This window comes from Phenylobacterium sp., assembly GCF_030646615.1.
Lineage (GTDB): Bacteria > Pseudomonadota > Alphaproteobacteria > Caulobacterales > Caulobacteraceae > Phenylobacterium.
This window is the reverse complement of sequence record NZ_JAUSLG010000080.1, coordinates 1-22,254: the sequence shown is the minus strand read 5'-3', so window position 1 is coordinate 22,254 and position 22,254 is coordinate 1. Positions and strand designations below refer to the sequence as shown.

Annotated in this window: 22 protein-coding genes and 1 pseudogene; 5 read left to right on the top strand and 18 right to left on the bottom strand. The window is 68.4% G+C overall.

What is annotated here, in order from left to right; all coding sequences use genetic code 11:
- Positions 1–49 precede the first annotated feature (49 nt).
- From aspS to pyrE, 10 genes are all read right to left on the bottom strand, one after another.
- Entirely contained in the window at positions 50–1,831 is a 1,782-nt protein-coding gene (gene aspS / locus Q7S93_RS14645; protein ID WP_304714658.1) for an aspartate--tRNA ligase, read from the bottom strand.
- A 112-nt stretch (positions 1,832–1,943) separates the two neighbouring features.
- On the bottom strand, positions 1,944–3,272 hold the full coding sequence (locus Q7S93_RS14640) for a serine hydrolase domain-containing protein (RefSeq protein WP_304714657.1): 1,329 nt from the start codon (positions 3,270–3,272) through the stop codon (positions 1,944–1,946).
- A 92-nt stretch (positions 3,273–3,364) separates the two neighbouring features.
- Entirely contained in the window at positions 3,365–5,614 is a 2,250-nt protein-coding gene (gene parC, locus Q7S93_RS14635; RefSeq protein ID WP_304714656.1) for a DNA topoisomerase IV subunit A, read from the bottom strand.
- A gap of 43 nt (positions 5,615–5,657) precedes the next feature.
- Complete coding sequence (gene recO, locus Q7S93_RS14630; RefSeq protein ID WP_304714655.1) at positions 5,658–6,389, bottom strand: DNA repair protein RecO; 732 nt, start codon at positions 6,387–6,389, stop codon at positions 5,658–5,660.
- Positions 6,389–7,321: a GTPase Era gene (gene era / locus Q7S93_RS14625; RefSeq protein WP_304714653.1), complete on the bottom strand. Its 933-nt coding sequence runs from the start codon at positions 7,319–7,321 to the stop codon at positions 6,389–6,391. The genes recO and era overlap by 1 nt, the downstream gene beginning before the upstream one ends.
- Positions 7,318–8,016 (bottom strand): ribonuclease III, encoded by a 699-nt coding sequence (rnc, locus tag Q7S93_RS14620; RefSeq protein ID WP_304714652.1) that lies wholly within the window; start codon positions 8,014–8,016, stop codon positions 7,318–7,320. Before rnc ends, era begins: the two co-directional genes overlap by 4 nt.
- Before the next feature lie 10 nt (positions 8,017–8,026).
- Complete coding sequence (lepB, locus tag Q7S93_RS14615) at positions 8,027–8,806, bottom strand: signal peptidase I (RefSeq protein ID WP_304714651.1); 780 nt, start codon at positions 8,804–8,806, stop codon at positions 8,027–8,029.
- Between the two features lie 120 nt (positions 8,807–8,926).
- Positions 8,927–9,325, bottom strand: coding sequence for a holo-ACP synthase (acpS, locus tag Q7S93_RS14610; RefSeq protein WP_304714650.1), 399 nt, complete (start codon positions 9,323–9,325; stop codon positions 8,927–8,929).
- Entirely contained in the window at positions 9,322–10,080 is a 759-nt protein-coding gene (locus tag Q7S93_RS14605; RefSeq protein ID WP_304714649.1) for a pyridoxine 5'-phosphate synthase, read from the bottom strand. The genes acpS and Q7S93_RS14605 overlap by 4 nt, the downstream gene beginning before the upstream one ends.
- The gene (gene pyrE / locus Q7S93_RS14600; RefSeq protein ID WP_304714648.1) at positions 10,077–10,661 is read right to left on the bottom strand and encodes an orotate phosphoribosyltransferase; all 585 of its coding nucleotides are present in this window, start codon (positions 10,659–10,661) and stop codon (positions 10,077–10,079) included. Before pyrE ends, Q7S93_RS14605 begins: the two co-directional genes overlap by 4 nt.
- A gap of 92 nt (positions 10,662–10,753) precedes the next feature.
- Between pyrE and Q7S93_RS14595 the strand changes: the two genes are divergently transcribed.
- Both Q7S93_RS14595 and Q7S93_RS14590 read left to right on the top strand, forming a co-directional pair.
- The gene (locus Q7S93_RS14595) at positions 10,754–11,299 is read left to right on the top strand and encodes a GNAT family N-acetyltransferase (RefSeq protein WP_304714647.1); all 546 of its coding nucleotides are present in this window, start codon (positions 10,754–10,756) and stop codon (positions 11,297–11,299) included.
- 118 nt (positions 11,300–11,417) lie between these two features.
- On the top strand, positions 11,418–13,796 hold the full coding sequence (locus Q7S93_RS14590) for an acylase (RefSeq protein WP_304714646.1): 2,379 nt from the start codon (positions 11,418–11,420) through the stop codon (positions 13,794–13,796).
- A gap of 20 nt (positions 13,797–13,816) precedes the next feature.
- Here the strand turns inward: Q7S93_RS14590 and Q7S93_RS14585 are convergent, their stop codons facing one another.
- The 5 genes from Q7S93_RS14585 to folK form a co-directional block, all read right to left on the bottom strand.
- Positions 13,817–15,985 (bottom strand): RelA/SpoT family protein, encoded by a 2,169-nt coding sequence (locus Q7S93_RS14585; RefSeq protein ID WP_304714659.1) that lies wholly within the window; start codon positions 15,983–15,985, stop codon positions 13,817–13,819.
- Between the two features lie 89 nt (positions 15,986–16,074).
- Positions 16,075–16,434, bottom strand: coding sequence for a DNA-directed RNA polymerase subunit omega (gene rpoZ, locus Q7S93_RS14580; protein WP_300576798.1), 360 nt, complete (start codon positions 16,432–16,434; stop codon positions 16,075–16,077).
- Positions 16,435–16,528: 94 nt separating this feature from the next.
- Entirely contained in the window at positions 16,529–16,945 is a 417-nt protein-coding gene (locus tag Q7S93_RS14575) for a DUF2442 domain-containing protein (RefSeq protein ID WP_304714645.1), read from the bottom strand.
- Positions 16,932–17,180, bottom strand: a complete 249-nt coding sequence (locus Q7S93_RS14570; protein ID WP_304714644.1) for a DUF4160 domain-containing protein — start codon at positions 17,178–17,180, stop codon at positions 16,932–16,934. Before Q7S93_RS14570 ends, Q7S93_RS14575 begins: the two co-directional genes overlap by 14 nt.
- Positions 17,181–17,235: 55 nt before the next feature.
- Complete coding sequence (gene folK, locus Q7S93_RS14565; RefSeq protein ID WP_304714643.1) at positions 17,236–17,763, bottom strand: 2-amino-4-hydroxy-6-hydroxymethyldihydropteridine diphosphokinase; 528 nt, start codon at positions 17,761–17,763, stop codon at positions 17,236–17,238.
- A gap of 4 nt (positions 17,764–17,767) precedes the next feature.
- Between folK and Q7S93_RS14560 the strand changes: the two genes are divergently transcribed.
- A complete protein-coding gene (locus Q7S93_RS14560) occupies positions 17,768–18,367 on the top strand; it encodes a LabA-like NYN domain-containing protein (protein WP_304714641.1) in 600 nt (199 codons plus the stop codon).
- A complete protein-coding gene (locus Q7S93_RS14555) occupies positions 18,354–19,013 on the top strand; it encodes a uracil-DNA glycosylase (protein ID WP_304714640.1) in 660 nt (219 codons plus the stop codon). The genes Q7S93_RS14560 and Q7S93_RS14555 overlap by 14 nt, the downstream gene beginning before the upstream one ends.
- Positions 19,014–19,162: 149 nt before the next feature.
- On the opposite strand, the gene Q7S93_RS14550 is transcribed toward Q7S93_RS14555, so the two are convergent.
- From Q7S93_RS14550 to dapA, 3 genes are read right to left on the bottom strand one after another with little or no spacing between them, the layout of a single operon-like run.
- The gene (locus tag Q7S93_RS14550) at positions 19,163–19,921 is read right to left on the bottom strand and encodes a GNAT family N-acetyltransferase (RefSeq protein ID WP_304714639.1); all 759 of its coding nucleotides are present in this window, start codon (positions 19,919–19,921) and stop codon (positions 19,163–19,165) included.
- A complete protein-coding gene (gene smpB, locus Q7S93_RS14545) occupies positions 19,918–20,373 on the bottom strand; it encodes an SsrA-binding protein SmpB (RefSeq protein ID WP_300576810.1) in 456 nt (151 codons plus the stop codon). Before smpB ends, Q7S93_RS14550 begins: the two co-directional genes overlap by 4 nt.
- Positions 20,374–20,382: 9 nt before the next feature.
- On the bottom strand, positions 20,383–21,267 hold the full coding sequence (gene dapA, locus Q7S93_RS14540) for a 4-hydroxy-tetrahydrodipicolinate synthase (protein ID WP_304714637.1): 885 nt from the start codon (positions 21,265–21,267) through the stop codon (positions 20,383–20,385).
- A gap of 128 nt (positions 21,268–21,395) precedes the next feature.
- Here dapA and Q7S93_RS14535 point away from each other — a divergent pair.
- A pseudogene (locus Q7S93_RS14535) lies at positions 21,396–22,254 on the top strand (lytic transglycosylase domain-containing protein); the annotation flags it as partial.

Genomic DNA, 22,254 nt, shown 5'->3' with positions numbered 1-22,254 from the left:
GGCCGCGCCACGCTATCTGGCGCCGCTGGCCGACTAGGGCGAGCAGGCCTCAGGCGGGCTTGATCGGCAGGGCCAGACGCAGGCTGAGCTCCTTGAGCTGGCGCTCGTCCACCTCCGACGGCGCGCTCATCATCAGGTCCTGACCCTGCTGGTTCAGCGGGAAGGCGATGACCTCGCGGATGGCGCTCTCACCGGCCAGCAGCATCACAATACGGTCGATGCCCGGCGCGAGACCGCCGTGGGGCGGGGCGCCATAGCGGAAGGCGTTCAGCATGCCGCCGAACTGCTCCTCGACGATCTGCTGGCTATAGCCGGCAATCTCGAAGGCCTTGATCATCACATCAGCCCGGTGGTTCCGAACGGCGCCGGAGCACAGCTCATAGCCGTTGCAGACGATGTCATACTGATAGGCCAGGATATCCAGGGGATCCTTGGTCTGCAGCGCCTCCATCTCGCCCTGGGGCATGGAGAAGGGGTTGTGCGAGAAGTCGACATGGTTCGACTCCTCGTTCATCTCGAACATCGGGAAGTCGACAATCCAGACGAACTCGAACCGGTCTTCATCCACCAGCTTCAGGTCGGCGCCGACCTTGGTCCGCGCGGCGCCGGCGAACTTGTAGAAGACCTTGGGGTCGCCGGCGGCAAAGAAGGCCGCGTCCCCTTGGCCGAGGCCAAGGGCGGTCATCAGGCCTTCGGTCTTCTCGGCGCCCAGGTTCTTGGCGATTGGGCCGCCCCAGCCGCCCTGGTCCTCGCTCCAGAAGATGTAGCCGAGGCCCGGCTGGCCCTCCCCTTGCGCCCATGAGTTCATCCGGTCGCAGAAGGCGCGGCTGCCGCCCTTGGGCGCAGGGATCGCCCACACCGCGTTCTTGGCGTCTTCCAGGATGCGGGCGAACAGGCCAAAGCCGCCGCCACGGAAGTGGTCGGACACGTCCTGCATCTCGATGGGGTTGCGCAGGTCGGGCTTGTCGGAGCCGTACTTGGCGATCGCCTCCCGATAGGGGATGCGCGGGAAGGGATAGGGGGTGACCGGCTTGCCCTGGCCGTACTCCTCGAAAACTCCGTGCATCACCGGCTCGATGGCGGCGAAGATGTCGTCCTGGGTGACGAAGCTCATCTCCACGTCGAGCTGGTAGAATTCCAGGCTGCGGTCGGCGCGAAGGTCCTCATCGCGGAAGCAGGGGGCGATCTGGAAATAGCGGTCGAAGCCGGCGACCATCAGCAGCTGCTTGAACTGCTGCGGCGCCTGGGGCAGCGCGTAGAACTTGCCCGCATGCAGGCGCGAGGGCACCAGGAAGTCCCGGGCGCCTTCCGGCGAGGACGCCGTCAGGATGGGGGTCTGGAACTCGTTGAAGCCCTGGTCGGTCATCCGGCGGCGGATCGAGGCGATCACCTGGCTGCGCAGCAGGATGTTGCGATGCAGGGTCTCGCGCCGCAGATCCAGATAGCGGTGCTTCAGGCGGATTTCTTCCGGATAGTCCGGCTCGCCAAACACCGGCAGCGGCAGTTCGGCGGATTCCGACAGCACGTCCACACCCTTGGCGTGGACCTCGACCTCGCCGGTGGGCAGGTTGGGGTTCACCGTGTCAGGCGTGCGGGCGACCACCTCGCCCTCGACACAGATGACGCTCTCGGCCCGCAGGCGCTCCACCGTGGCGAAGCCCGGGGTCTCCGGGGCGAACACCAGCTGGGTCAGGCCGTAATTGTCCCGCAGGTCGATGAAGACCAGCCCCCCATGGTCGCGCTTGCGATGAATCCATCCGGAAAGGCGGACGGTCTTGCCCGTGTCGGCGGCGCGAAGCTGGCCGCAGGTGTGGGAGCGGTAAGGGTGCATGAGGAGTCGCAGAAAAAGCAGGGAAAACGAGGCGCGGAAGGGCGCATGCGGGGCCTGCCTTGTCAAGGCGGCGGGCCGGCCTAAGCCAGCCCGCATCCCGGAGATCGGCGGCCTATTTCGCGGGATCGACCAGGGCCTGGTAGACTAATGTGCGGGTGGTGGTCCCCAGATCTGGCCCGCCCGTGCCGCCGAACCGCTGGATCATGCCGACGAACACGATGTCGTTGGTGGGGTCGACCCAGAACCAGGTGCCGGCCGCGCCGCCCCAGCTGAGCGTCCCCTTCCCTTCCAGACCGCCGGCCTTGCGGGGATCCTTGATGACGGCGAAGTCGAGGCCAAAGCCCACGGCGTCGTTGAAGCGCTGGCCTACCGAACCGTTGGACGACACCAGGGCGTCCTCCGGGATCATGTCGGTTCCCATCAGTTCGATGGTCGCAGGCGCCAGGATGCGGACGCCATCCAGCTCGCCGCCATTGGCGATCATCTGGGCGAAGCGGGCATAGTCGGACGCCGTCGAGACAAGACCGCCGCCGCCGGACTCCATGCGCGGGGCGACCGTGAAGTCCTGGGCCGGCGCGCCAGCCAGCTCCTTGGCCTCGAACAGGCGTCCGCCATTGGGGGCGCCCACATAGACCGCCGCCAGACGGTCGGCCTGGCCGGCCCGCACCTGGAAGCCGGTGTCGGTCATCTTCAACGGCTGGAAGATCCGCTCGGCCATGAAGGCGCCCAGGGTCTGGCCGGTCAGCTTCTCGACGATATGGCCCTGGATATCGACGGCGACGGAATAGCTCCAGTCCGTACCAGGTTGAAACATCAGGGGAATGGTCGCGGTCTTCTCGACCATCTCCTGCAGCGAGGATGAGCCCAGGACACTCTTCTCCCGGAACATCCGGTCCACGGCGTGCTCCTCCGACAAACCGTAGCCGAAGCCCGCCGTGTGGCTCATCAACTCGCGCATGGTCGGGTCGCGGGTGACCGGCTCCAGGATGGGCTGGCCGTTGGCGTCCGTGCCGGTCATCACCTTGAGGTCGGCCAGTTCAGGGACGTACTTGCTGACCGGATCGTCCAGCCGCCAGCGGCCTTCCTCGAACAGGATCATCAGGGCTACGCCGGTCACCGGCTTGGTCATGGAATAGATGCGGAAGATGGCGTCCTTCTCCATCGGCCGCTGATCGGCCAGGCTCGCCTGCCCATAGGTGTTGAAGGCCACCACCTTGCCGTGACGGGCCAACAGGGTGGTCATGCCCGCCACACGGCCGTCGGCGACCGCCTGGGCCATGGCGGCGTCCAGGCGCCCCAGGCGTTCGGCGGAGAAGCCCACCGCCGCCGGGCTGGCGGCGGCTGGCAAGGGCGCGGGCGCCCGCTGGGCCAAGGCCGCGGGCGGCGCAGCCAGCAGGGCGACGGCCAGCGTCGCCGCCGCCAGGCGGTTGAAGTGGAACATGTGAGGCCTCCCCTAAAGCTCTTTGGGAGGGACCCTATCGGAGCTTGCGGCCGCCGCAATGGCCAAGCTGACCATGGCGGGGCGCCGTGGGTTTATTTGGGCTTGAACCGCTTGCTGGTCGGGAAGCCGCGTGGGGCGAGCTTGCCGGCCCCGGCCCGGCGGCCCAGCCAGTCGCGCCATTCGGGCCACACGCGCGTGCGGCCAGCCGGGTCGATCCAGACAGCGCCGGCCTCGGCTTCGAACACGGTGGCGTCCCGCAGGCCGCCCTCGCGATAGGCCTGCAGCTTGACCCCCTTGCCCCGGGGCATTTCGGGCAGCTCGGCGATGGGGAAGATGAGGATCTTGCCGTTGTCGCCGATCACCGCCAGGTGGTCGCCACGCACCGCCAGGGTCGGCAGGGCGCCGCGCTTGTCCACGGTCAGCACCTGTTTGCCCGCCCGGCGGGCGGAGACCGCCTCGTCCTCGATGAGCACGAAGCCGTAGCCGGCCTTTGAGGCCAGCACCCGGCGCAAGCCGGGCTTGTGGGCGAAAACATCGACGATCTCGACCTGGTCCTCCAGATCGATCATCAGCCGCAGCGGCTCGCCATGGCTGCGGGCCGAGGGCAGCTTGTCGCAGCCAATGGTGAAGAACCGGCCGTCCGAGGCCAGGATCAGCAGCTTGTCGGTGGTCTCGGCCGGCACGATGAAGCCAAGCTTGTCGCCCTCCTTGAACTTCAGCTCGGAGGGATCCTCGACCTTGCCCTTGGCGGCCCGGATCCAGCCGCGCTCCGACAGGATGACCGTGATCGGCTCGCGGGGGATCATGGCCTCGATGGCGGCCTCGGCGTCCACCTCGGGCGCGTCGGCGAAGATCGAGCGGCGCTTGCCCACGGCGGTGTCGGGGCCGAGGATCTTGCGCACCTCCTTGAGGCCCACACCGACCAGCTTCCATTGCCGGGGCTCGGACTCCAGCAGCTTCAGCAGGCCGTCGCGTTCTTCCGACAGCTCCCCGTGCTCGCGGCGGATCTCCATCTCCTCCAGCCGGGCCAGTTGGCGCAGGCGGGTGTTGAGGATGGCGTCGGCTTGCAGGTCCGAGAGCTTGAAGGTCTCGATCAGCTTGGCCTTGGGCTCGGCCTCGTGCCGAACGATGCGGATCACCTCGTCGAGGTTGAGATAGGCGATCAGCAGGCCATCGAGGATATGCAGCCGGGCCTCGATCTTGGCCAGGCGATGGCGGGCGCGGCGCACCAGCACCTCGCGCCGGTGGTCGAGGAAGGCGCGCAGGGCCTCCTTCAGGCTCATCACCCGGGGCGTGCCCCGGGCGTCCAGGACATTGAGGTTCACCGAGAACCTGCTCTCCAGGTCGGAGAGCTTGAACAGGCTCTCCATCAGGACTTCGGGCTCGATATTGCGGCTCTTGGGCTCGAGCACCAGCCGCACGTCCTCGGCCGACTCGTCGCGAACATCCCCCAGCAGAGGCGCGCGCTTGTTCTCGATCAGATTGGCCAGTTGCTCGACCAGATCGGCCTTCTTCACCTGATAGGGAATCTCGGTGACGATGATCTGATAGGTCCCCCGCCCGGTATCCTCGCGCACCCAGCTCGCCCGGGTGCGGACCCCGCCGCGGCCGGTCTCGTAGGTCTCCAGCATGGAGGCGTGGGATTCGACGATCACTCCGCCCGTGGGGAAGTCTGGCCCCTTCACATGGACCATCAGGTCAGCCGTGCTGACGTCCGGCGCATCCAGCATCAGCAGGCAGGCGTCGATCAGCTCGGCGGCGTTGTGCGGCGGAATCGAGGTGGCCATGCCCACGGCGATGCCGCTGGAGCCGTTGGCCAGCAGGTTGGGGAAGCCGGCCGGCAGAACCACCGGCTCCTCGTCCTCGCCGTCATAGGTCGAGCGGAAATCGACGGCGTCCTCGTCGATGCCGTCCAGCAGGAGCTGGGCCGCGTCGGTCAGCTTGCACTCGGTGTAGCGCATGGCCGCGGCGTTATCGCCGTCGATATTGCCGAAGTTCCCCTGGCCGTTGATCAGCGGGTAGCGCTGGGAAAAGTCCTGGGCCAGACGGACCAGGGCCTCATAGACCGCCGTGTCCCCATGGGGGTGGTACTTACCGATCACGTCGCCGACCACCCGGGCCGACTTCTTGGCCGAGGAGTTGGGATCCAGGCGCAGCTGGCGCATGGCGAACAGCAGCCGGCGGTGAACGGGCTTCAGGCCGTCGCGCACGTCCGGCAGGGCCCGGCCGGTGATGGTCGAGAGCGCATAGGCCAGGTAGCGCCGCGACAGCGCCTCGCTCAGCGGCTCGTCGATAATGCGGTCGCCGTCCCCATCGAACGGCGGAGGTGTGTGCTTGCTCATTGATTCTCCGTGGCCGCGATTCTAGCGCGCCGCGATAGGTCCGTCACAGCCGGTCGGCGTCCGACAGGCGGTCGATCATCCAGACCCTGGCCGGCGGCAGGGGCCGGTTCAGGGGATTGAAGACGAAGGCCTCCAGGAAGTGGCCGGTCAGATCAAGGCCCGAGCCGATATCGCCGGCCTCCAGCCCCCACTGGGCCGACAGCATGAAGGGCGGCAGACGCAGGAGCTTGTCCTTGTAGGGCTCCCCGGCCTGGGCGCTGACCGCCCGGCCCGTGCGGGGGCTCACATAGATCAGGTCGTCCACCGATCCCGTGGCCGCGCACTTGGAGAGATCCAGGCCAAAGCCCAGGTCCTGCAGCAGGCCCGCCTCGTAGCGGACGAACACCGCCGGCCAGATGTCCGGGATCGCCAGGGCGCTGATGAGGGCCTCCAGGGCGAGGTAAGCCCCGTGATGGGGCTCCCGTTCCGGCAGGGCGCCGGCGGCCACCGCAGCGGCCGCCGAGAGGCCGTGCAGGGCCAGGGGATCGTCGAACAGGGCGCCGGGCCCCTCGCCGATCGGCTCCAGGGTGGCCGCGCCCAGCTGTTCGGCCACCCGGGCGCGGAAGCGAACCCTCACCTGGGCGCCCGGCTGCAGGAAGGGCTTCAGCCGCCGTGAGGCCCCGCCGGCCACATGGGCGGCGTAGCGGCCATGCTCGGAGGTCAGCAGATCGACGATGGCGCCGGTCTCGCCATGGGCGCGGGCCGAGAGCACGAAGGCGTCGTCCTCGAACTCCATCAGACGTCGAAATCGAGGCCCACGTCGCCGTAGAACTCACGCTTGTCGGCCCAGGTCTCGTCGACCTTCACATGCAGGAAGAGGTGCACCTGGCGGTCGAACAGCTCGGTGAGCTCCTCGCGGGACTTCTGGCCGATCCATTGCAGGGTCTGGCCGGTCTTGCCCAGGATGAGCGGCCGCTGGCTGTCGCGCTGGACATAGATGGTCTGTTCGATGCGCACCGAGCCGTCGCGGCGCTCTTCGAAGGCGGTGGTGTCCACGGCCGCCGCATAGGGCAGCTCTTCATGGACCCGCAGATAGAGCTTCTCGCGGGTGATCTCTGCGGCCAGCAGGCGGGCCGGCAGGTCGGCGGTCTGTTCGGCCGGATAGAGCCAGGGGCCCTCGGGCACCAGTTCGGCCATCCGCCGCTTGAGGTCGTCCACGCCCGAGCCATCGGCGGCCGAGATCATGAACACCTCGGAATAGACGCCGGTGTCGAACAGGCGCTGGGCCAGGGCCAGCATGCGCTCGCGCTTGACCCCGTCGATCTTGTTGAGCGCCAGGATCGCCTTGCGGCCTGACGCCTTCAGCCCCTCGATGATGGTCTGGACGTCGATCACCGCCCGCTTGTCCGCCGGGCTGCCCTGAGCCTCGCCCACGGCGAGCTCCGCCTGGACGTCGATCAGGTGGACGACGCCATCGGCCTCTTCGGCCCCGCCCCAGGCCGAGCGCACCATGGCCCGGTCCAGACGCCGACGGGGGGCGAAGATGCCCGGCGTGTCCACGAGCACGATCTGGCTCTCACCCTCGATGGCAACACCGCGCACGGGGAAGCGCGTGGTCTGGACCTTCTGGGTCACGATCGAGACCTTGGCCCCCACCAGGCGGTTGGTGAGAGTCGACTTGCCCGCATTGGGGGCGCCGATGATGGCGACGAATCCGGCGCGGGTCATTGAGGTCCTTCACGTTTGAGAAGCATCACCAGGGCGGCGGCCTTTTCGGCCTCCTGCTTGGAACGTCCCTGGGCGGCTTCGGGATCATACCCCTCAATCGTCACCTGTACGGTGAAAGATGGGGCGTGGTCGGGGCCTTGGCGGGCGACGACCTTATAGGTGGGCAGGGCCAGGCCGCGCCCCTGCGCCCATTCCTGGAGCTGGGTCTTGGGATCCTTGCCCCGGGGGGCGTCGAGATCGGCGAAGGCCTGGGCCCAGAAGCGCAGGAAGAAGGTCCGGGCGGCGTCGAGTCCCGCGTCGATATAGAGGGCGCCGATCAGAGCCTCGCAGGCGTCCCCCAGCACGCCGTCGGACTCCCGAGCGCCGATCTTGGTGGCGCTGGCCGAGAGCCGCAGGGCCTCGCCCAGGCCGATGTCGCGGGCGACGTCGGCGCAGGCATGGAAGTTCACCAGATTGGCCAGGCGGCGGCTGAGCTCGCCCTCGCGGGCCTCGCCGTCCAGGCTCATCAGCCGTTCGGCGGCCAGCAGGTTCAGGACCCGGTCGCCGAGGAATTCCAGCCGCTCATAGTGGCGCACCTTGGTCGCGCCTTCGCCCACGCTGGCGTGGGTCAGGGCGCGCTCCAGCAGTTCGCGATCATGGAACACATGGCCGATCCTCGCCTCGAGTTCGGCGATGGCGGCCGCCCGGCGGTTCATAGGCGGTCGGTCACTGGAGGATGTTGAAGAACCGGCCCGGCCGCGCCTCGGTCACCCAGGTCCAGGGCTTGAACAGCGAGGCGGCCCGCTCCCAGGACAACAGGATGATCTCGGCCTTGCCCACCAGGTTTTCGGCCGGGACATAGCCCACGCCGATCTCGGCCGGCGCGCGGCTGTCGAGGGAATTGTCCCGATTGTCGCCCATGAAGAAGTAGTGGCCCTCGGGGACCAGGAACGGACCCTTGTTATCCATCTCGCCGTCGGGACCCAGGTCATAGGTCACATAGGTGCGACCATCGGGCAGGGTCTCGCGGAAGCGCATGACTTCGCGGGTGAAGCCATAGCCGGTGTCGATCAGGCCAGGCGACATGGCCTCCCGCGGCACGGGCTGGCCGTTCAGGATGATCTGACCGCCGCGAATCTCGATGCGGTCGCCGGGCAGGCCGATCAGCCGCTTGATATAGTCGGTGCGGCCATCGCGGGGCAGCTTGAAGACGATGATGTCGCCGCGGGACGGGTCGCGGGCCGCGACCCGGCCTTCGAACAGCGGCGGGCTGAACGGGATCGAGTGCCGGGAATAGCCGTACGCATATTTGGAGACGATGATGTAGTCGCCTTCCAGCAGGTTCGGCTCCATCGAGGCCGATGGAATGGTGAACGGCTGGAACAGCAGGACCCGCAGGACCAGGGCGATCAGCAGGGCGTAGACGACCGTCTTCACGATCTCGACGATCTCCTGCACCGCGTCGGGCTTATCGGACGCCGGCGCGCTGTGCACATTCTCGCTCATGCGTGTTCTCTGCGGCGCGCTGCAGCGCGCGGAAGGGGTTTAGCTATCGTCTGACGCGGGCTCTAGCAAGCCAGCCCCCCGTGAACTCGCCGTAATCGGCGATTCGCCGCAGGGCTGCGGCTATTCGGGCACGGCCTCGATGATCACGAAGGCCTGGGCGTAGGGATGGTCGTCGGTGAGCGTCACATGCACCACCGCCCGGTGGCCGGCCGGCGTGATCTCCTGCAGCCGCTTCAGGGCGCCGTTGGTGAGCGCCATGGTCGGCGCGCCCGACGGCATATTGGCCACCCCCATGTCGCGCCAGAAGACGCCCCGCCGAAACCCCGTGCCAAGCGCCTTTGAACACGCCTCCTTGGCGGCGAACCGCTTGGCGTAGGAGGCGGCGCGATCGGGCTTGCGCTCGGAGCGGCGGACTTCGATCTCGGTGAAGATGCGTTTGACGAACCGCTCGCCGAACCGCTCCAGGGTCTTGTCGATGCGCCGGATGTCGGCAAGGTCGGAGCCCAGGCCGATGATCACGCCGCCAGCTCCGCCCGGGCCTGGTCCATCAGGGCCCGCATCCGACCGATGGCGGCCGGCAGGCCGATGAAGATGGCTTCGCCGATCAGGAAATGGCCGATGTTCAGCTCGGCCACCTGCGCAATGGCGGCGATGGGCTTGACCGTCTCATAGTCGATCCCGTGGCCGGCATGGACCTCCAGGCCCAGGCGGGCCGCCTGGGCGGCGGCGGCGGTCAGCCGCGCCAGCAGCTCGGCCGCCCGGGGGTCACCGTCCCGCACGGCGTCGCAATAGGCGCCGGTGTGAAGCTCCACCACCTGGGCGCCCATGGCCTTGGCCGAGGCGACCTGCTCCAGGTCGGCGTCGATGAAGCAGGAGACGCGGATCCCCGCGGCCGCCAGCCGACCGACCACAGGCGCGATGTGATTGTGGCCCTTGACCAGGTCGAGGCCGCCCTCGGTGGTCACCTCTTCGCGACGCTCGGGCACCAGGCAGGCCGCATGCGGCAGGTGGCGGAGCGCGATGGCCTCCATCTCCGCTGTCACCGCCATCTCCAGGTTCAGGGGCCGGCCGCGGCGCTTCACGATCACCGCCAGGGCGTCGATGTCGGCGTCGGAGATATGGCGGCGGTCCTCGCGCAGATGGGCTGTGATGCCGTCGGCGCCGGCGGCGATGGCCATTTCGGCCGCCCGCACCGGATCGGGATAGGTGGCGCCCCGGGCGTTCCGGATCGTCGCCACATGGTCGATATTGACGCCCAGGCGCAGGCCGCTCATCGGTTCAGCCTCCGGCTGCCGGGATCTTCCACCGGAATGGCCGCCAGTTCGGGGGGCAGCTGGTCGGCGGGATAGGCCGGCACGTCCAGCTTCGCCAGGGTGAGGAAAGGCGCGCCGATCTCGGCCCGACCGCCGGAACGGTCGACCAGGGCCGCGGCGCAGACCACCTCGCCGCCGGCCTCGCGGATGGCTTCGACGCATTCCCGCGAGGACAGGCCTGTGGAGACGATATCCTCGACCATAGCCACCCGCGCGCCGGGCTTAAGGGCGAAGGCGCGGCGGAACTGGAGCCGGCCGTCGACCCTTTCCACATACATCGAGGGCACGCCCAGCTGACGGGCGGTCTCATAGCCGGGGATGATGCCGCCCACGGCGGGGGAGACGCAGACATCCACCTGACCGACCTCGCGCCGGATCAAATCGGCCAGGGCCTTGCACAGCCGCTCGGTGCGGTCAGGATACTGGAAGACAAGGTTCTTCTGCAGGAACATGCCGGAGTGGAGCCCGGACGAGAGGACGAAATGGCCCTCGCGGAGGGCGCCGGCGCCGCGGAATTCCTCAAGGACTTCGTCAGTGGTCATTTGGGCGCCTCCTTGAGGGCGAAATATCTGAGGGCGGCCTAGATGTCACCTTCGCCCTCCAGTCTATGGTTGGAGATTCGCAGGAGCCGCCAATGCCGGGGATTATCACAACCGAGCGCCTGACGCTGCGCCCCGCCCGGGCGAGCGACCTGGAGGCCATGCATGTGATCCTCAGCTCGGCTCACGCCATGGCCTTCTGGTCCACTCTGCCCCACGAGAAGATCGAAGAGACCCGCCTCTGGCTGGAGGGGATGATGGCCACCCGCAACGACGACTTCATTGTCGAGACCAAGGCGGGCCTGGTGGTGGGCAAGGTGGGCTTCTGGGCCGACCCGGAGATCGGCTACATTCTCCACCCGGACGCCCAGGGCCAGGGCTATGCGCAGGAAGCCGTGTCGGCGGTGATCGACCGGGCGTTCAAGGATCGCGGCCTGAACGAGGCGACGGCTGACGTGGACCCCAACAACACCAGCTCGCGCCGGCTGCTCGAACGGCTGGGCTTCGTGGTGGTGGGCAGCGCCAAGAAGACCTACCTTCTGGGTCACACCTGGGCCGACAGCCTCTATCTGCGCTGCACGCCGGAAACCTTCACCGGCGCCAAGACCCCCTGGACGTGGCGCGCCGTGCAGATGGCCTGAAACGGCCCGGCCGTTGGCCTGATTAATTGTGACTGGATTGCAACTAACTCATCCCCAAGGTTAAGGTTGAGCCAGAGGCGTGATCGACGCCCGCTGCGACATCTTAGGGAAACGGCCCATGACACTCCAATCCAGCTCGCCCCCGGCCCCCGGCGGGGCAAGACTCCTGCGCGGAGTCCTGGCGCCCGTGGCGGCGATCGCCCTGGCGGGCGCAGCCCAGGCCCAGGCCGTCGATCACCCGCTGAACCAGGGCGAGGTGGAGATTCGACGCACCGCCCACGGCGTGCCGCATATCCGCGCCCTGGATCGGGAAGGCCTGGGATTTGGCGCGGGCTACGCCTACGCCCAGGACAATATCTGTCTGATGGCCGATCAGATCGTCACCTTGAGCGGCGAACGGGCGCTCACCTTCGGCGCCGAGGGCCAGACCACGGTGTCCTTCCGCCCCATTCCCAATGTCGAGGCCGATGTCTTCTTCCGGTCGATCTTCGACATGGACGCCCTGCGACAGGCCTTTGCGGAGGTTGATCCCCGCTATGCCGACATGGTCCGGGGCTATGTGGCGGGCTATAATCGCTATCTGAGCGACACGGGCCTGGCGGCCCTGCCCGCGCCCTGCCGCGGCGCGGCCTGGGTCCGGCCGATCACCGTCGACGACCTGCTGCGGCTGAATGACGAGAAGATGATCCAGGCCAGCGCCGGCGCCTGGCTGTCGGGGATCGTGGCGGCGGTTCCGCCGGGCGGGGCGGCGCAGGTCGCCCTGCAGGCGCCTGAGCCGGCGCAATATGCCGGTCTTGGCAGCAATGGCTGGGCCTTCGGCAAGGCGTTCACGACCCAGGGCCGCGGTCTTGTTCTGGCCAATCCGCACTTTCCCTGGGCGACCACCAACCGGTTCTACCAGATCCACCTGACCCTGCCCGGCGAACTGGACGTCATGGGCGTGACCATGGCCGGCCTGCCCGGCGTCTCCATCGGCTTCAACAAGGACGTGGCCTGGACCCACACCGTCTCCACCGACCGCCACTTCTCGCTCTTCCAGCTGGATCTGAAGCCGGGCGATCCCATGACCTATCTGGTCGATGGCGCGCCGCAGCCGATCGAAGCCGTCACGGTCGAGGTGCCCGTCAAGGGTGAGACCGAGCCGCGCCGGCGGACCGTCTATCGCACGGCCTACGGACCGATCGTCGCCGCCCCGGCCAGCGGGTTTACCTGGGACACGGCCCATGCCTACGCCCTGCGGGACGCCAATCGCGGCGGCCTGCGCTCGTCAGAAGCCTGGATGCGGTTCGGCGTGGCGCGGTCGGTGGAGGAAATCCACCAGACCCTGGTGGAGACCCTCGGCATGCCCTGGGTGAACACCATCGCCGCCGACCGCCACGGCCGGGCCCTCTATGCCGACGTCACGGCGACGCCCAATCTGACCGACGCCCATATGCAGACCTGCGCCGCCGAGGCGCCGGCCGCGGCCAACTGGCGGGCCGCCCGACTCTTCGTGCTGGACGGCGCCCGGGCCGCCTGCGACTGGCCCGCATCACCTGAGACCCCCGTCGCGGGGCTGATGCCGGGCAGCGCCATGCCCGCCCTGTTCCGCGACGACTTCGTGGCCAACAGCAATGACAGCTACTGGCTGACCAATCCGGCCGCGCCCCTGACCGGCTATCCGCGGGTCATCGGCGAAGAGGCTGTGCCGCAGAACCTGCGCACCCGCTCGGGCCTGCTGGAGATCGCCGCATGGCGAGAGAGACGCGACGGACAGCCCGGCCGCCCCTTCGATCGCAAGGCGGTGGAGACCATTCTCTATGGCAACAAGGTCCTGGGCGCCGATCTCGTCCTGGATGATCTGCTGGCCGCCTGCGGCCAGGCCCCGCGCCAGACCCTGGAGACCGGCGTCATCGATCTCGCCCCGGCCTGCGCCGTCCTGGCCCGCTGGGATCGCCGGGCGGACGCCGACAGCGTCGGAACCCACCTGTTCCTCGAGTTCTGGACCGCCGCTCACAAGATTTCCGACCTCTATGCGACGCCCTTCGACCCGCAGCAGCCGGTCACCACCCCCCGGGGGCTGAGCCCAGCGCCGGAGGTGCGCGCCGCCGCCCTGACCGCCCTGGCCGAGGCGGTGCGGCTCACCCAGGCCCGCGGTCTGGCGCTGGCCGCCCCCTGGGGCCAGGTTCAGGTCCGCCCGGTGGGCGCCGAGCGGCTGGCCGTCCACGGGGCGGACGGCGACATCGGGGTGCTGAACGCCCAGCGCTCGGTCTGGAGCGATAAGGCCAGGGCCTATCTGCCCGTCCATGGCTCCAGCTATGTGCAGGTGGTGGAGTTCGAGGCCGACGGTCCCAAGGCCGAGGCGGTTCTCAGCTACGGCCAGAGCGCCCATCCGGACTCGCCCCACTATGGCGACCAGACCCGGCTCTATGCCGCCGAGGCCTGGTGGCCCCTGCCCTTCACCGAGGCCGAGATCGCCGCCGATCCGGCCCTGACGGTGACGCGGCTGAGCCGCTGAGGCCCGGCCGGGCGGGGGGCTCAGCCCTTCGCCCGGTCCACGGTTTCGACGCTGGGATTGGCCCGTAGCCCTGCGGCGATGTGGGTCAGGTGGCGGGCGTCCTTCACTTCGAGGTCGAAATCGACGTCGAAGAAGTCCCGCTGGCGATGGTGCATGCGCAGGTTGACGATGTTGCCGCCGGCCTCGCCGATCACCGTGCAGACCTGGCCCAGCACGCCCGGCGCGTTGCGGATGGTGGCCGCCAGCGAGGCGCGGGAAATGGTGTTGCGCTCGGCCTCCGGCGTCCATTGCAGGTCGCGCCAGACCTCCTCGCGATCCTCGTATTCGGCCAGGGTGGCGCAGTCGATCGTGTGCACCGCCAGGCCGCCGCCCTCGGGGTCCATGATGCCGACGATACGGTCGCCGGGCACCGGGCTGCAGCAGGGGGCAAAGTGCAGATTAAGGCCCGGCGTCAGGCCGCTGCCCCGCACATAGAGTCGGGCGCCGGCGCCGCCCTCGATCCGTCGCTGGGCGGTGGCGGCGTCGCGGTCGGCGGCCTTCAGGCCCGGGAAGATGACGTCGAGCACCTGTGTGGGCGTGACCCGGCCGCGGCCGACGGCTTCGAACAGGTCTTCCTCGGCGGCGGTGGCGAACCGGTCCAGGGCCGGGCGCAGGGAGACATCGGCCCGCTTCTTGCCGGCCCGCTCGAAGGTCTGGTCGACCGTGGCGCGGCCGAGGCGGATGAACTCGTCCTTCTCGCTCTGGCGAATATGCCGGCGGATGGCCGAGCGCGCCCGGCCGGTGACGGTGAGCGAGCGCCAGTCCGGCGGCACCACCGGCTTGGCGCCGCGGATGACCTCCACCACATCGCCGTTCTGCAGCAGGGTGCGCAGGGGCCGCAGCTCGCCGTTGACCTTCACGCCGATGCAGGTGTCGCCCACATCGGTATGGACCGCATAGGCGAAGTCGAGCGGCATGGCGCCCCGGGGCAGGCTGACCAGCCGGCCCTTGGGCGTAAAGACGAACACCTGGTCGAGGAACATTTCGAGCTTGGCGTGCTCCACCAGCTCCTCGACATCGCCGCCGTGCTCCAGCAGCTGGACCAGATGGCGCAGATTGACCAGGGGATCGCGCCCGCCGGCCGCGGCCTGGGCCTCGGCGTCGAAGCCATAGCTCTCGTTCTTGTAGCGCCAGTGGGCGGCGACGCCGTCCTCGGCCACCCGGTCCATGGCCTCGGTGCGAATCTGCATCTCGATGCGCATGCCCCGGGGGCCGACCACCGTGGTGTGGATCGAGCGGTAGTTGTTCCGCTTGGGCGTGGAGATGTAGTCCTTGAACCGCTCGGGCACGCTGGGCCAAGCCCGGTGGATCACCCCCAGCGCCCGGTAGCAGTCCTCTTCGGAATCGACGATCACCCGAAAGGCGTAGATGTCCGAAAGCTGAGAGAAACCGATCGATTTGCGCTGCAGCTTCCGCCAGATGGAGAAGGCGTGCTTCTCGCGGCCGAACACGCGAGCGGCCACGCTCGCGGCGGCCAGCTTGGCGGAAATTTCGCCGGAGACCACCGAGACCGCCCCGCCCTGCTCCTGGCGCAGGGCCTCCAGCCTGCGGCCGATGGCGTCGCGGGCTACCGGGTTCAGATGCAGGAAGGCCAGTTCCTCCAGCTCGGTGCAGATGCGGTGGCAGCCGATGGAGCGCGCCAGGGGCGCATAGATCTCCAGGGTCTCGCGGGCGATCCGCTCACGCTTGGCCGGGTTCTTGATGAACTCCAGCGTGCGCATATTGTGCAGCCGGTCGGCCAGCTTGACCATCAGGACGCGGACGTCCTTGGAGATGGCCAGGATGAACTTCCGCAGGTTCTCGGCCTGGCGGGTGTGTTCGGAATTGCCTTCCAGCTGGGAGAGCTTGGTGACGCCCTCGACCAGTTCGCCGATCTCTTCGCCAAACAGCTGGTCGATGTCGGCCCGGCTGACCGGACAGTCCTCGATCACATCATGCAGCAGGGCCGTGACGATGGTCGCGGTGTCGAGGCGGTAGTCGGTGAGGATGCCCGCCACCTCGATGGGGTGGGCGAAATAGGGGTCGCCGGACGCCCGCTTCTGCGAGCCGTGCATGCGCATGGCGTAGACATAGGCGCGGTTCAGCAGCGCCTCGTCGGCGGTCGGGTCATAGGACCGGACCTTGTCGATCAGTTCGTATTGGCGAAGCAGCTTGGGCGGACGCGCCGGAGCGGGCGCGTCCTTGGGCTCGGCGACGGGTTGGGCCGCCTGGACAGTAAGAGGGTCTGCGCCTTCGGGGCTCAGTACCGCTCCTCCTGACCGCCATCCCGGTCGCTCTGCAGGGCCCGGACCAGTTCCAGCTCGCTCATCTGGGCATGGGTCGGGTCGGCCAGCAGGGCCAGGGTTTCGGCCTCTTCCTCGGCTTCGGTGTGCTCGTCCACCCGCTGCAGGCTGGCGATCAGGTTCTCGCGCAGCTCTTCAGCGTCGACTACGTCGTCGGCGATCTCACGCAGGGACACGACGGGGTTCTTGTCGTTGTCGCGATCGACCAGCAGCTGAGCGCCGGCAGAGATGGCGCGCGCGCGATGGGCGGCCAGAAGAACCAGGTTGAAGCGGTTCGGGACCTTCTGGATGCAATCTTCGACGGTGACGCGGGCCATGAAATCCTCGGATTGGGGAGAGAACTGGAGAAAATAGTCGCTCACGCTCGATTGTGCAATGCCGCAGGGGGCGGCGCTTTCAGAGTGAGGGCGCCTACACCGTGACAGCCTTCCTCGGTCGCCCACCCTTGCGGCCGTTCTCGCGGGCGGCGCGAGCCTTCTGCGCCGAGCGGGCGCGGCCGCCGGCTGCGCCGAGCGTGCGGGCCATCCAGCTCTTGGAGCCGAAGACGCCGTTCAGCAGGCCCGGCACATGGAGATCCACATCAATCCTGGGCCAATAGAGACCATCGCCCAGCGGGCTGATCTCGATCTCCGACAGCTCGGCGGGCGTGGCCGCCTCCAGCCCTTCGGCCAGACGCGGTGGAAAGGCCAGCTCCAGGCCGTTGTTGAGGCCGACGACGATGCGCGAGACGCGCCGGTCGTAGCGCGCGGAGACGGCTTTGGGCTGGCCCTTCAGATCCTCTTGAAGGCGCTCTTCGGCTGCGATCCGGTCAGTATCAGTTATCGCCATGGATCTGCTCCCATGCACCACACAACGCCGCCAGCTCGGCGGCCAAGGCGTCCGCAATGCGGTTCAGCTCAGCCGTGGTGAGGCCGTGGCTACCCCGCAGGCTCGGCGGACCATCGGGACAGGCCAGAAAGAAAATGGCCTGTGTCCCGGCTCCCAGGACATGCACATGCGGCGGCCTGTGGTCGTTGGGATAGATCACGACGCGCAGGCGGCCGAGGCGCAGAACCGTGGGCATGTCTGAGAATACCATAACCCAAGCGGTTGGGAAATATGCCGAAGCCGACGCTCCCTCACCCCGGCCGGGCGTCGGAGCCAACCGTAGCGCAGGCGGCCAAATCGCGGGCCGTCAGCCCCGACACCGGATGGCGCCAGTCCGGCGCGATCTCGGCCAGGGGGCCCATGACGAACAGGCGCTGGTGGGCGCGGGGATGGGGCAGAATGAGGTCCGGGAGATCGACCACCTGGCGCCCATGGGCGATCAGATCGAGATCCAGGGTGCGCGGCGCGTTCCTTTCCCCCCGATTGCGGTTGAATTCCGCCTCGATTGAAAACAGGGTATGCAGAACCGAACGGGGTTCAAGGCGCGTCTCGACAATCGCGACAGCGTTGCGATACTCCGGCTGCGACGGATCGGGCCAGGCGGCCGAGCGCCACCATCCCGATCGCCGAAGAACAGGCAATCCCGCCTGATCGAAACGAGCCAGGGCGGCTTCGAGAAGGGCTTCGGAAGAGCCGTAATCGCCGGTCAGATTGCCCCCCAGCGCGATCACGACCGCCTCGTCCCAGCCAGATCCCGCGCCGTTTTCAAGGATTTCCACGCTTATGACTTTCTACCCCACCGATCGGCTCGCCCTCTTTATCGACGGCGCGAACCTGTACTCGGCGGCCAAGGGGCTCGGCTTCGACATCGACTACCGCAAGCTGCTGGAGGAATTCCGCAAGCGCGGCGTGCTGGTGCGGGCCTATTATTACACCGCCCTGGTCGAGGACCAGGAATACTCGCCGATCCGTCCCCTGGTGGACTGGCTCGACTACAATGGCTTCCGCCTCGTGACCAAGGCCGCCCGGGAATACACCGACGCGCAAGGGCGCAAGCGCTGGCGCGGCGACATGGATGTCGAGATCGCCGTCGACATGATGCAGATGGCTGAGCACGCCGACCACCTGGTGCTGTTCTCCGGCGACGGCGACTTCCGCTGCCTGGTGGAGGCCGTGCAGCGCAAAGGCGCGCGGGTCAGCGTCGTCTCCACCGTGAAGTCCCAGCCGCCGATGGCGTCTGATGACCTGCGCCGCCAGGCCGACGCCTTCATCGATCTGGCCGACCTGTCGGAGATCATTGGCCGACCCTCGCGCCTGCCCCGGTTCATCCAGGAGAGCCGGATGAACAACGAGCGCGAGAACGAGGCGGATGCCGAGGCCTGAGCCGGCCATGAGCGCCGCCGCCGAACCACCCCGCGACTGCCCGCTCTGTCCGCGCCTGGTGGCCTATCGGGAGGTCAATCGCGCGGCCCATCCCGACTGGTGGAATGGCCCGGCGCCGTCTTTCGGCGACCCCGGCGCCCGCCTGGCCGTGGTCGGCCTGGCGCCTGGCCGCATGGGCGCCAATCGCACGGGGCGCCCCTTCACCGGCGACTTCGCCGGCGTGCTGCTGTTCGACACCCTGATCCGCCTGGGCTTTGCCCGGGGGGCCTATGAGGCGCGGCCCGACGACGGGCTGGAGCTCATCGACTGCCTGATCACCAATGCGGTGCGCTGCGCGCCGCCGGGCAACAAGCCCGAAACGTCGGAGGAAGCCACCTGCCGGTCGTTCCTCACGGCCCGGCTGGACGAGCTGCCCAATCTCAAGGTGATCGTCACCCTGGGCGACGTATCCCGGCGCAATGTCCTGCGCGCGCTTGGCCTCAAGGCCTCTGCGGGCGTCGGCGGCCATGGGTCGGAGTTCCAGGCCGGCCCCTATACGGTGATCAACTCCTACCACTGCTCGCGGCTCAACACGAACACAGGGCGGCTGACGCCGCAGATGTTCGAGGACATCTTCGTCCGCGCCCGGACCCTGCTGGGGGACTAAGGGCTGGTCCGGGCTGCGGACGACGTTCCCGTCTTCCTCCGTCATGGTCGGACTTGATCCGACCATCCATGAACACCAAGGCCCACCCCGTGTTCATGGGCCCTCGCGTCAAGCGCGAGGGTGACGAAAAAGCTGAACTCCGATGGACCTCAGGCGCGCCGCCAGTACTGGTAGCGCCACAGGGGGGCAAATCCGGCGCGGGCATAGAGGGCGCGGGCCGGCGCATTGCCCTCCTCCACCTGTAGGAAGATCTGCGTCGCGCCCTTCGCCTGGGCCGCCCGGGCAAGACAGGCCACCACCTGACCGGCAAGGCCCTCGCCCCGGCGGGCCCGGCGGGTGCGCATGCCGTGCAGGCTGGCCCAGCCCTCGGCCAGGCTGAGCGCGCCCACGGCGTGGGTCCCCTCGGCGTCACGGACAGCAGCGAACAGCGCGCCCGGCGACTTCGACAGCACGGCCACCCGATGGGCGCCGTCGTCGGGATCAAACCCCTCGCCGAGGAACACCGCCGCCCAGGCCTCGTCCGGCCGCTCAAGTTGCGACGCGCCGGCAGGCTCGGCGAAGGCCGCGGCCCGATCGAGGTCGGCGCTCATCACCAAGGTCGGCTGCTGCGGCCCATAGCCCCGCTCGGCCAGGGCCTCGGCCACGCTGGCCAAGCCCTCCACATCGGGCAGGCGGAAAACCGGCGCCATGTCCCGGGCGCGGTAGGCGGCTTCGATACGGGCGATCAGCCCCTCGTCGCGGACCAGGGTGTGGGCGAGCGGCGCGGCGCTGTGGGCGCGGCCGATGGAGCCCGGCCGCAGACCCAGGATCCAGGGGCCGATCACCTCGAAACAGTCGTGGGCGACCGTGGCGATGGTGGCCCGCTCGATCGCCTCGATCTGCGCAGGGGTGGGCGGAGAAGGGTTCACCCCTTGTCGCGCAACAGCCGAGCCTTGTCGCGCTGCCAGTCCCGTTCGGCCGAGGTTTCGCGCTTGTCGTGCAGCTTCTTGCCCTTGGCCAGCGCGATCTCCAGCTTGGCCAGGCCCTTGTCGTTCCAATAGAGCTTGGTGGGCACGATGGTGCGCCCTTCCCGTTGGACCGCCCCGATCAGGCGGTCGATCTGCTTGCGGTGCAGCAGCAGCTTCCGGGGCCGGCGCGGCTCGTGGTTGAAGTGGCTGGCCTTGGCGTAGGGGGGAATGTCGGCGTTGATCAGCACGATGTCGCGCCCCTCCACCGCCGCATAGGATTCCGCGATATTGGCCTTGCCGGCGCGCAGGGACTTCACCTCGCTGCCCGTCAACGCCAGGCCCGCCTCCATGGCGTCGTCGAGGAAGTAGTCGAATCGCGCCCGCCGGTTTTCGGCGATGGGTTTTCCAGCCATGACGCGCGCCTAGACGATCCCGGCGTCGTGCAGAGCCGCCAGGACTTCCTTGCGCGCAGCCTCCGACGCCGGTGCGATCGGCAGCCGCGCGTCTTCAGAGCAGAGCCCCAGATGGGCCAGGGCGAACTTGGTCGGGGCCGGCGAGGCGTCGGTGAACAGCGCCTTGTGCAGGCGGATCAGGCGGTCCTGCCAGTAGAGGGCGGTCTTCCAGTCTCCGCTGAGCGCGGCGTTGTAGAAGGTGGAGACCAGGTCGGGCGCCACATTGACGCTGACCGAGATCGAACCGTGGCCCCCATGGGCCATGTAGCCCAGCGCGCTGGGATCATCCCCCGACAGCATCACCCAGTCCTGGCCGCACAGCAGGCGCTGCATGGTCGGCCGGGTCATGTCGCCGGTGGCGTCCTTGACGCCGACGATATTGGGCAGCTTGGAGAGCCGTCCCAGGGTGTCGTTGGAGATGTCGACCCCGGTGCGCGACGGCACATTGTAGACGATGACCGGCAGCTGCACGGCCTCGTTGATCGCCGCATAGTGGGCGTACATGCCCTCCTGGCTGGGGCGGTTGTAATAGGGCGTCACCACCATGGCCGCGTCGGCGCCGACGGCCTTGGCGTGCTTGACCAACTCGATGGCCTCCCGGGTGGAATTGGAGCCCGCGCCGGCGATCACCGGCACGCGGCCGGCGGTGGTCTTGATGCACAGGTCGACCACCAGGCGGTGCTCGTCATGGGACAGGGTCGAGGTCTCGCCCGTGGTGCCGACGGGCACCAGGCCGTGCACGCCGCCGGCGATCTGGCGCTCGATCAAGGCCACATAGGTGTCCTGGTCCACCGCGCCATCGCGGAAGGGGGTCACCAGGGCCGGCATCACGCCCCTGAATAAAGGTTCGGACATTGTCTGCAAAAAGCCGTGAAAGCGCCGCATGATGTTGCGGCCTATGATGTTGCGCGGACAATATGTCCGGCGCGGCCATGCCCGCAACCGCCCTGTCGTTCAATGGGTGAGACCTGGAGAGTTCCTGCTTGCACGTCCTTGCGCCAAAGACCCTTCTGACCGCCGCAGCCCTGTTCCTCGTGGTCGGCGTCCCCCAGGCGCAAACACCCCCGGCCTCAAGCCAGGACCCCTTCCCCAAGCCCATTGAACTCCAGGCCGTGCGCCGGCCCCCGCTCGCCCCCCTCTCGACCAGCGAGAACCAGCTGTTGCGCCAGGCCCTGGACGCCGCGCGGCGCAGCGACGTGGCCGCCACCCGCAGCCTGATCGGCGCCATGTCCGATCCCATCGCCCGCAAGATCGCCACCTGGGCCCTGGTGGATGTGGCCGGCGAATCAGTCGGCTTCTTCGAGGCCGATCAGGCCAGGCGCGACCTGGCCGACTGGCCCCGCAGCGCCGGCCGCCAGGAGACCGCCGAAAAGCTGCTGGTCACCTCCGGCCTGTCGCCGCAGCAGACCATCGCCTGGTTCGGCGGCGAACGGCCGGTGACCGCCCGCGGCGCCATCGCCCTGGCCAACGCCCAGATCGCCGCCGGCCAGGAGGCCGAGGCCACCGCCCTGATCCGCCGCGTCTGGCGTGACAAGGTGTTCGAGGCCGACGTTCAGGCCTCCATGCTCGCCCAGTTCGGTCGCTACCTGCGGCCCGAGGATCATGTTCGCCGCGCCGACCGGCTGCTCTACGGCCCCCAGGGACCAGCCGCACAGGCCATGCTCGGCCTGCTTCCGGCCGCTGAGCGGGCGATCGCCGAATCCCGAATCGCCCTGCGCTCAGGCTCAGCCGCCGCAGAAGCCCAGCTGGCCCGCTTGACGCCGACGCAGGCCGCTCACCCCGGGATCGCCTTCGAGCGCGCAGCCTATTTCCGTGGGCGAGGCCAGGAGGCCCGCGCCTATG

What these genes read in the sequence shown, in the direction of transcription:
- aspS (WP_304714658.1), bottom strand. Translation starts at nt 1,831, where the DNA reads ATGCACCCTTACCGCTCCCACACCTGCGGCCAGCTTCGCGCCGCCGAC.
- Q7S93_RS14640 (WP_304714657.1), bottom strand. Translation starts at nt 3,272, where the DNA reads ATGTTCCACTTCAACCGCCTGGCGGCGGCGACGCTGGCCGTCGCCCTG.
- parC (WP_304714656.1), bottom strand. Translation starts at nt 5,614, where the DNA reads ATGAGCAAGCACACACCTCCGCCGTTCGATGGGGACGGCGACCGCATT.
- recO (WP_304714655.1), bottom strand. Translation starts at nt 6,389, where the DNA reads ATGGAGTTCGAGGACGACGCCTTCGTGCTCTCGGCCCGCGCCCATGGC.
- era (WP_304714653.1), bottom strand. Translation starts at nt 7,321, where the DNA reads ATGACCCGCGCCGGATTCGTCGCCATCATCGGCGCCCCCAATGCGGGC.
- rnc (WP_304714652.1), bottom strand. Translation starts at nt 8,016, where the DNA reads ATGAACCGCCGGGCGGCCGCCATCGCCGAACTCGAGGCGAGGATCGGC.
- lepB (WP_304714651.1), bottom strand. Translation starts at nt 8,806, where the DNA reads ATGAGCGAGAATGTGCACAGCGCGCCGGCGTCCGATAAGCCCGACGCG.
- Q7S93_RS14605 (WP_304714649.1), bottom strand. Translation starts at nt 10,080, where the DNA reads ATGAGCGGCCTGCGCCTGGGCGTCAATATCGACCATGTGGCGACGATC.
- pyrE (WP_304714648.1), bottom strand. Translation starts at nt 10,661, where the DNA reads ATGACCACTGACGAAGTCCTTGAGGAATTCCGCGGCGCCGGCGCCCTC.
- Q7S93_RS14595 (WP_304714647.1), top strand. Translation starts at nt 10,754, where the DNA reads ATGCCGGGGATTATCACAACCGAGCGCCTGACGCTGCGCCCCGCCCGG.
- Q7S93_RS14590 (WP_304714646.1), top strand. Translation starts at nt 11,418, where the DNA reads ATGACACTCCAATCCAGCTCGCCCCCGGCCCCCGGCGGGGCAAGACTC.
- rpoZ (WP_300576798.1), bottom strand. Translation starts at nt 16,434, where the DNA reads ATGGCCCGCGTCACCGTCGAAGATTGCATCCAGAAGGTCCCGAACCGC.
- Q7S93_RS14575 (WP_304714645.1), bottom strand. Translation starts at nt 16,945, where the DNA reads ATGGCGATAACTGATACTGACCGGATCGCAGCCGAAGAGCGCCTTCAA.
- Q7S93_RS14570 (WP_304714644.1), bottom strand. Translation starts at nt 17,180, where the DNA reads ATGCCCACGGTTCTGCGCCTCGGCCGCCTGCGCGTCGTGATCTATCCC.
- Q7S93_RS14560 (WP_304714641.1), top strand. Translation starts at nt 17,768, where the DNA reads ATGACTTTCTACCCCACCGATCGGCTCGCCCTCTTTATCGACGGCGCG.
- Q7S93_RS14555 (WP_304714640.1), top strand. Translation starts at nt 18,354, where the DNA reads ATGCCGAGGCCTGAGCCGGCCATGAGCGCCGCCGCCGAACCACCCCGC.
- smpB (WP_300576810.1), bottom strand. Translation starts at nt 20,373, where the DNA reads ATGGCTGGAAAACCCATCGCCGAAAACCGGCGGGCGCGATTCGACTAC.
- dapA (WP_304714637.1), bottom strand. Translation starts at nt 21,267, where the DNA reads ATGTCCGAACCTTTATTCAGGGGCGTGATGCCGGCCCTGGTGACCCCC.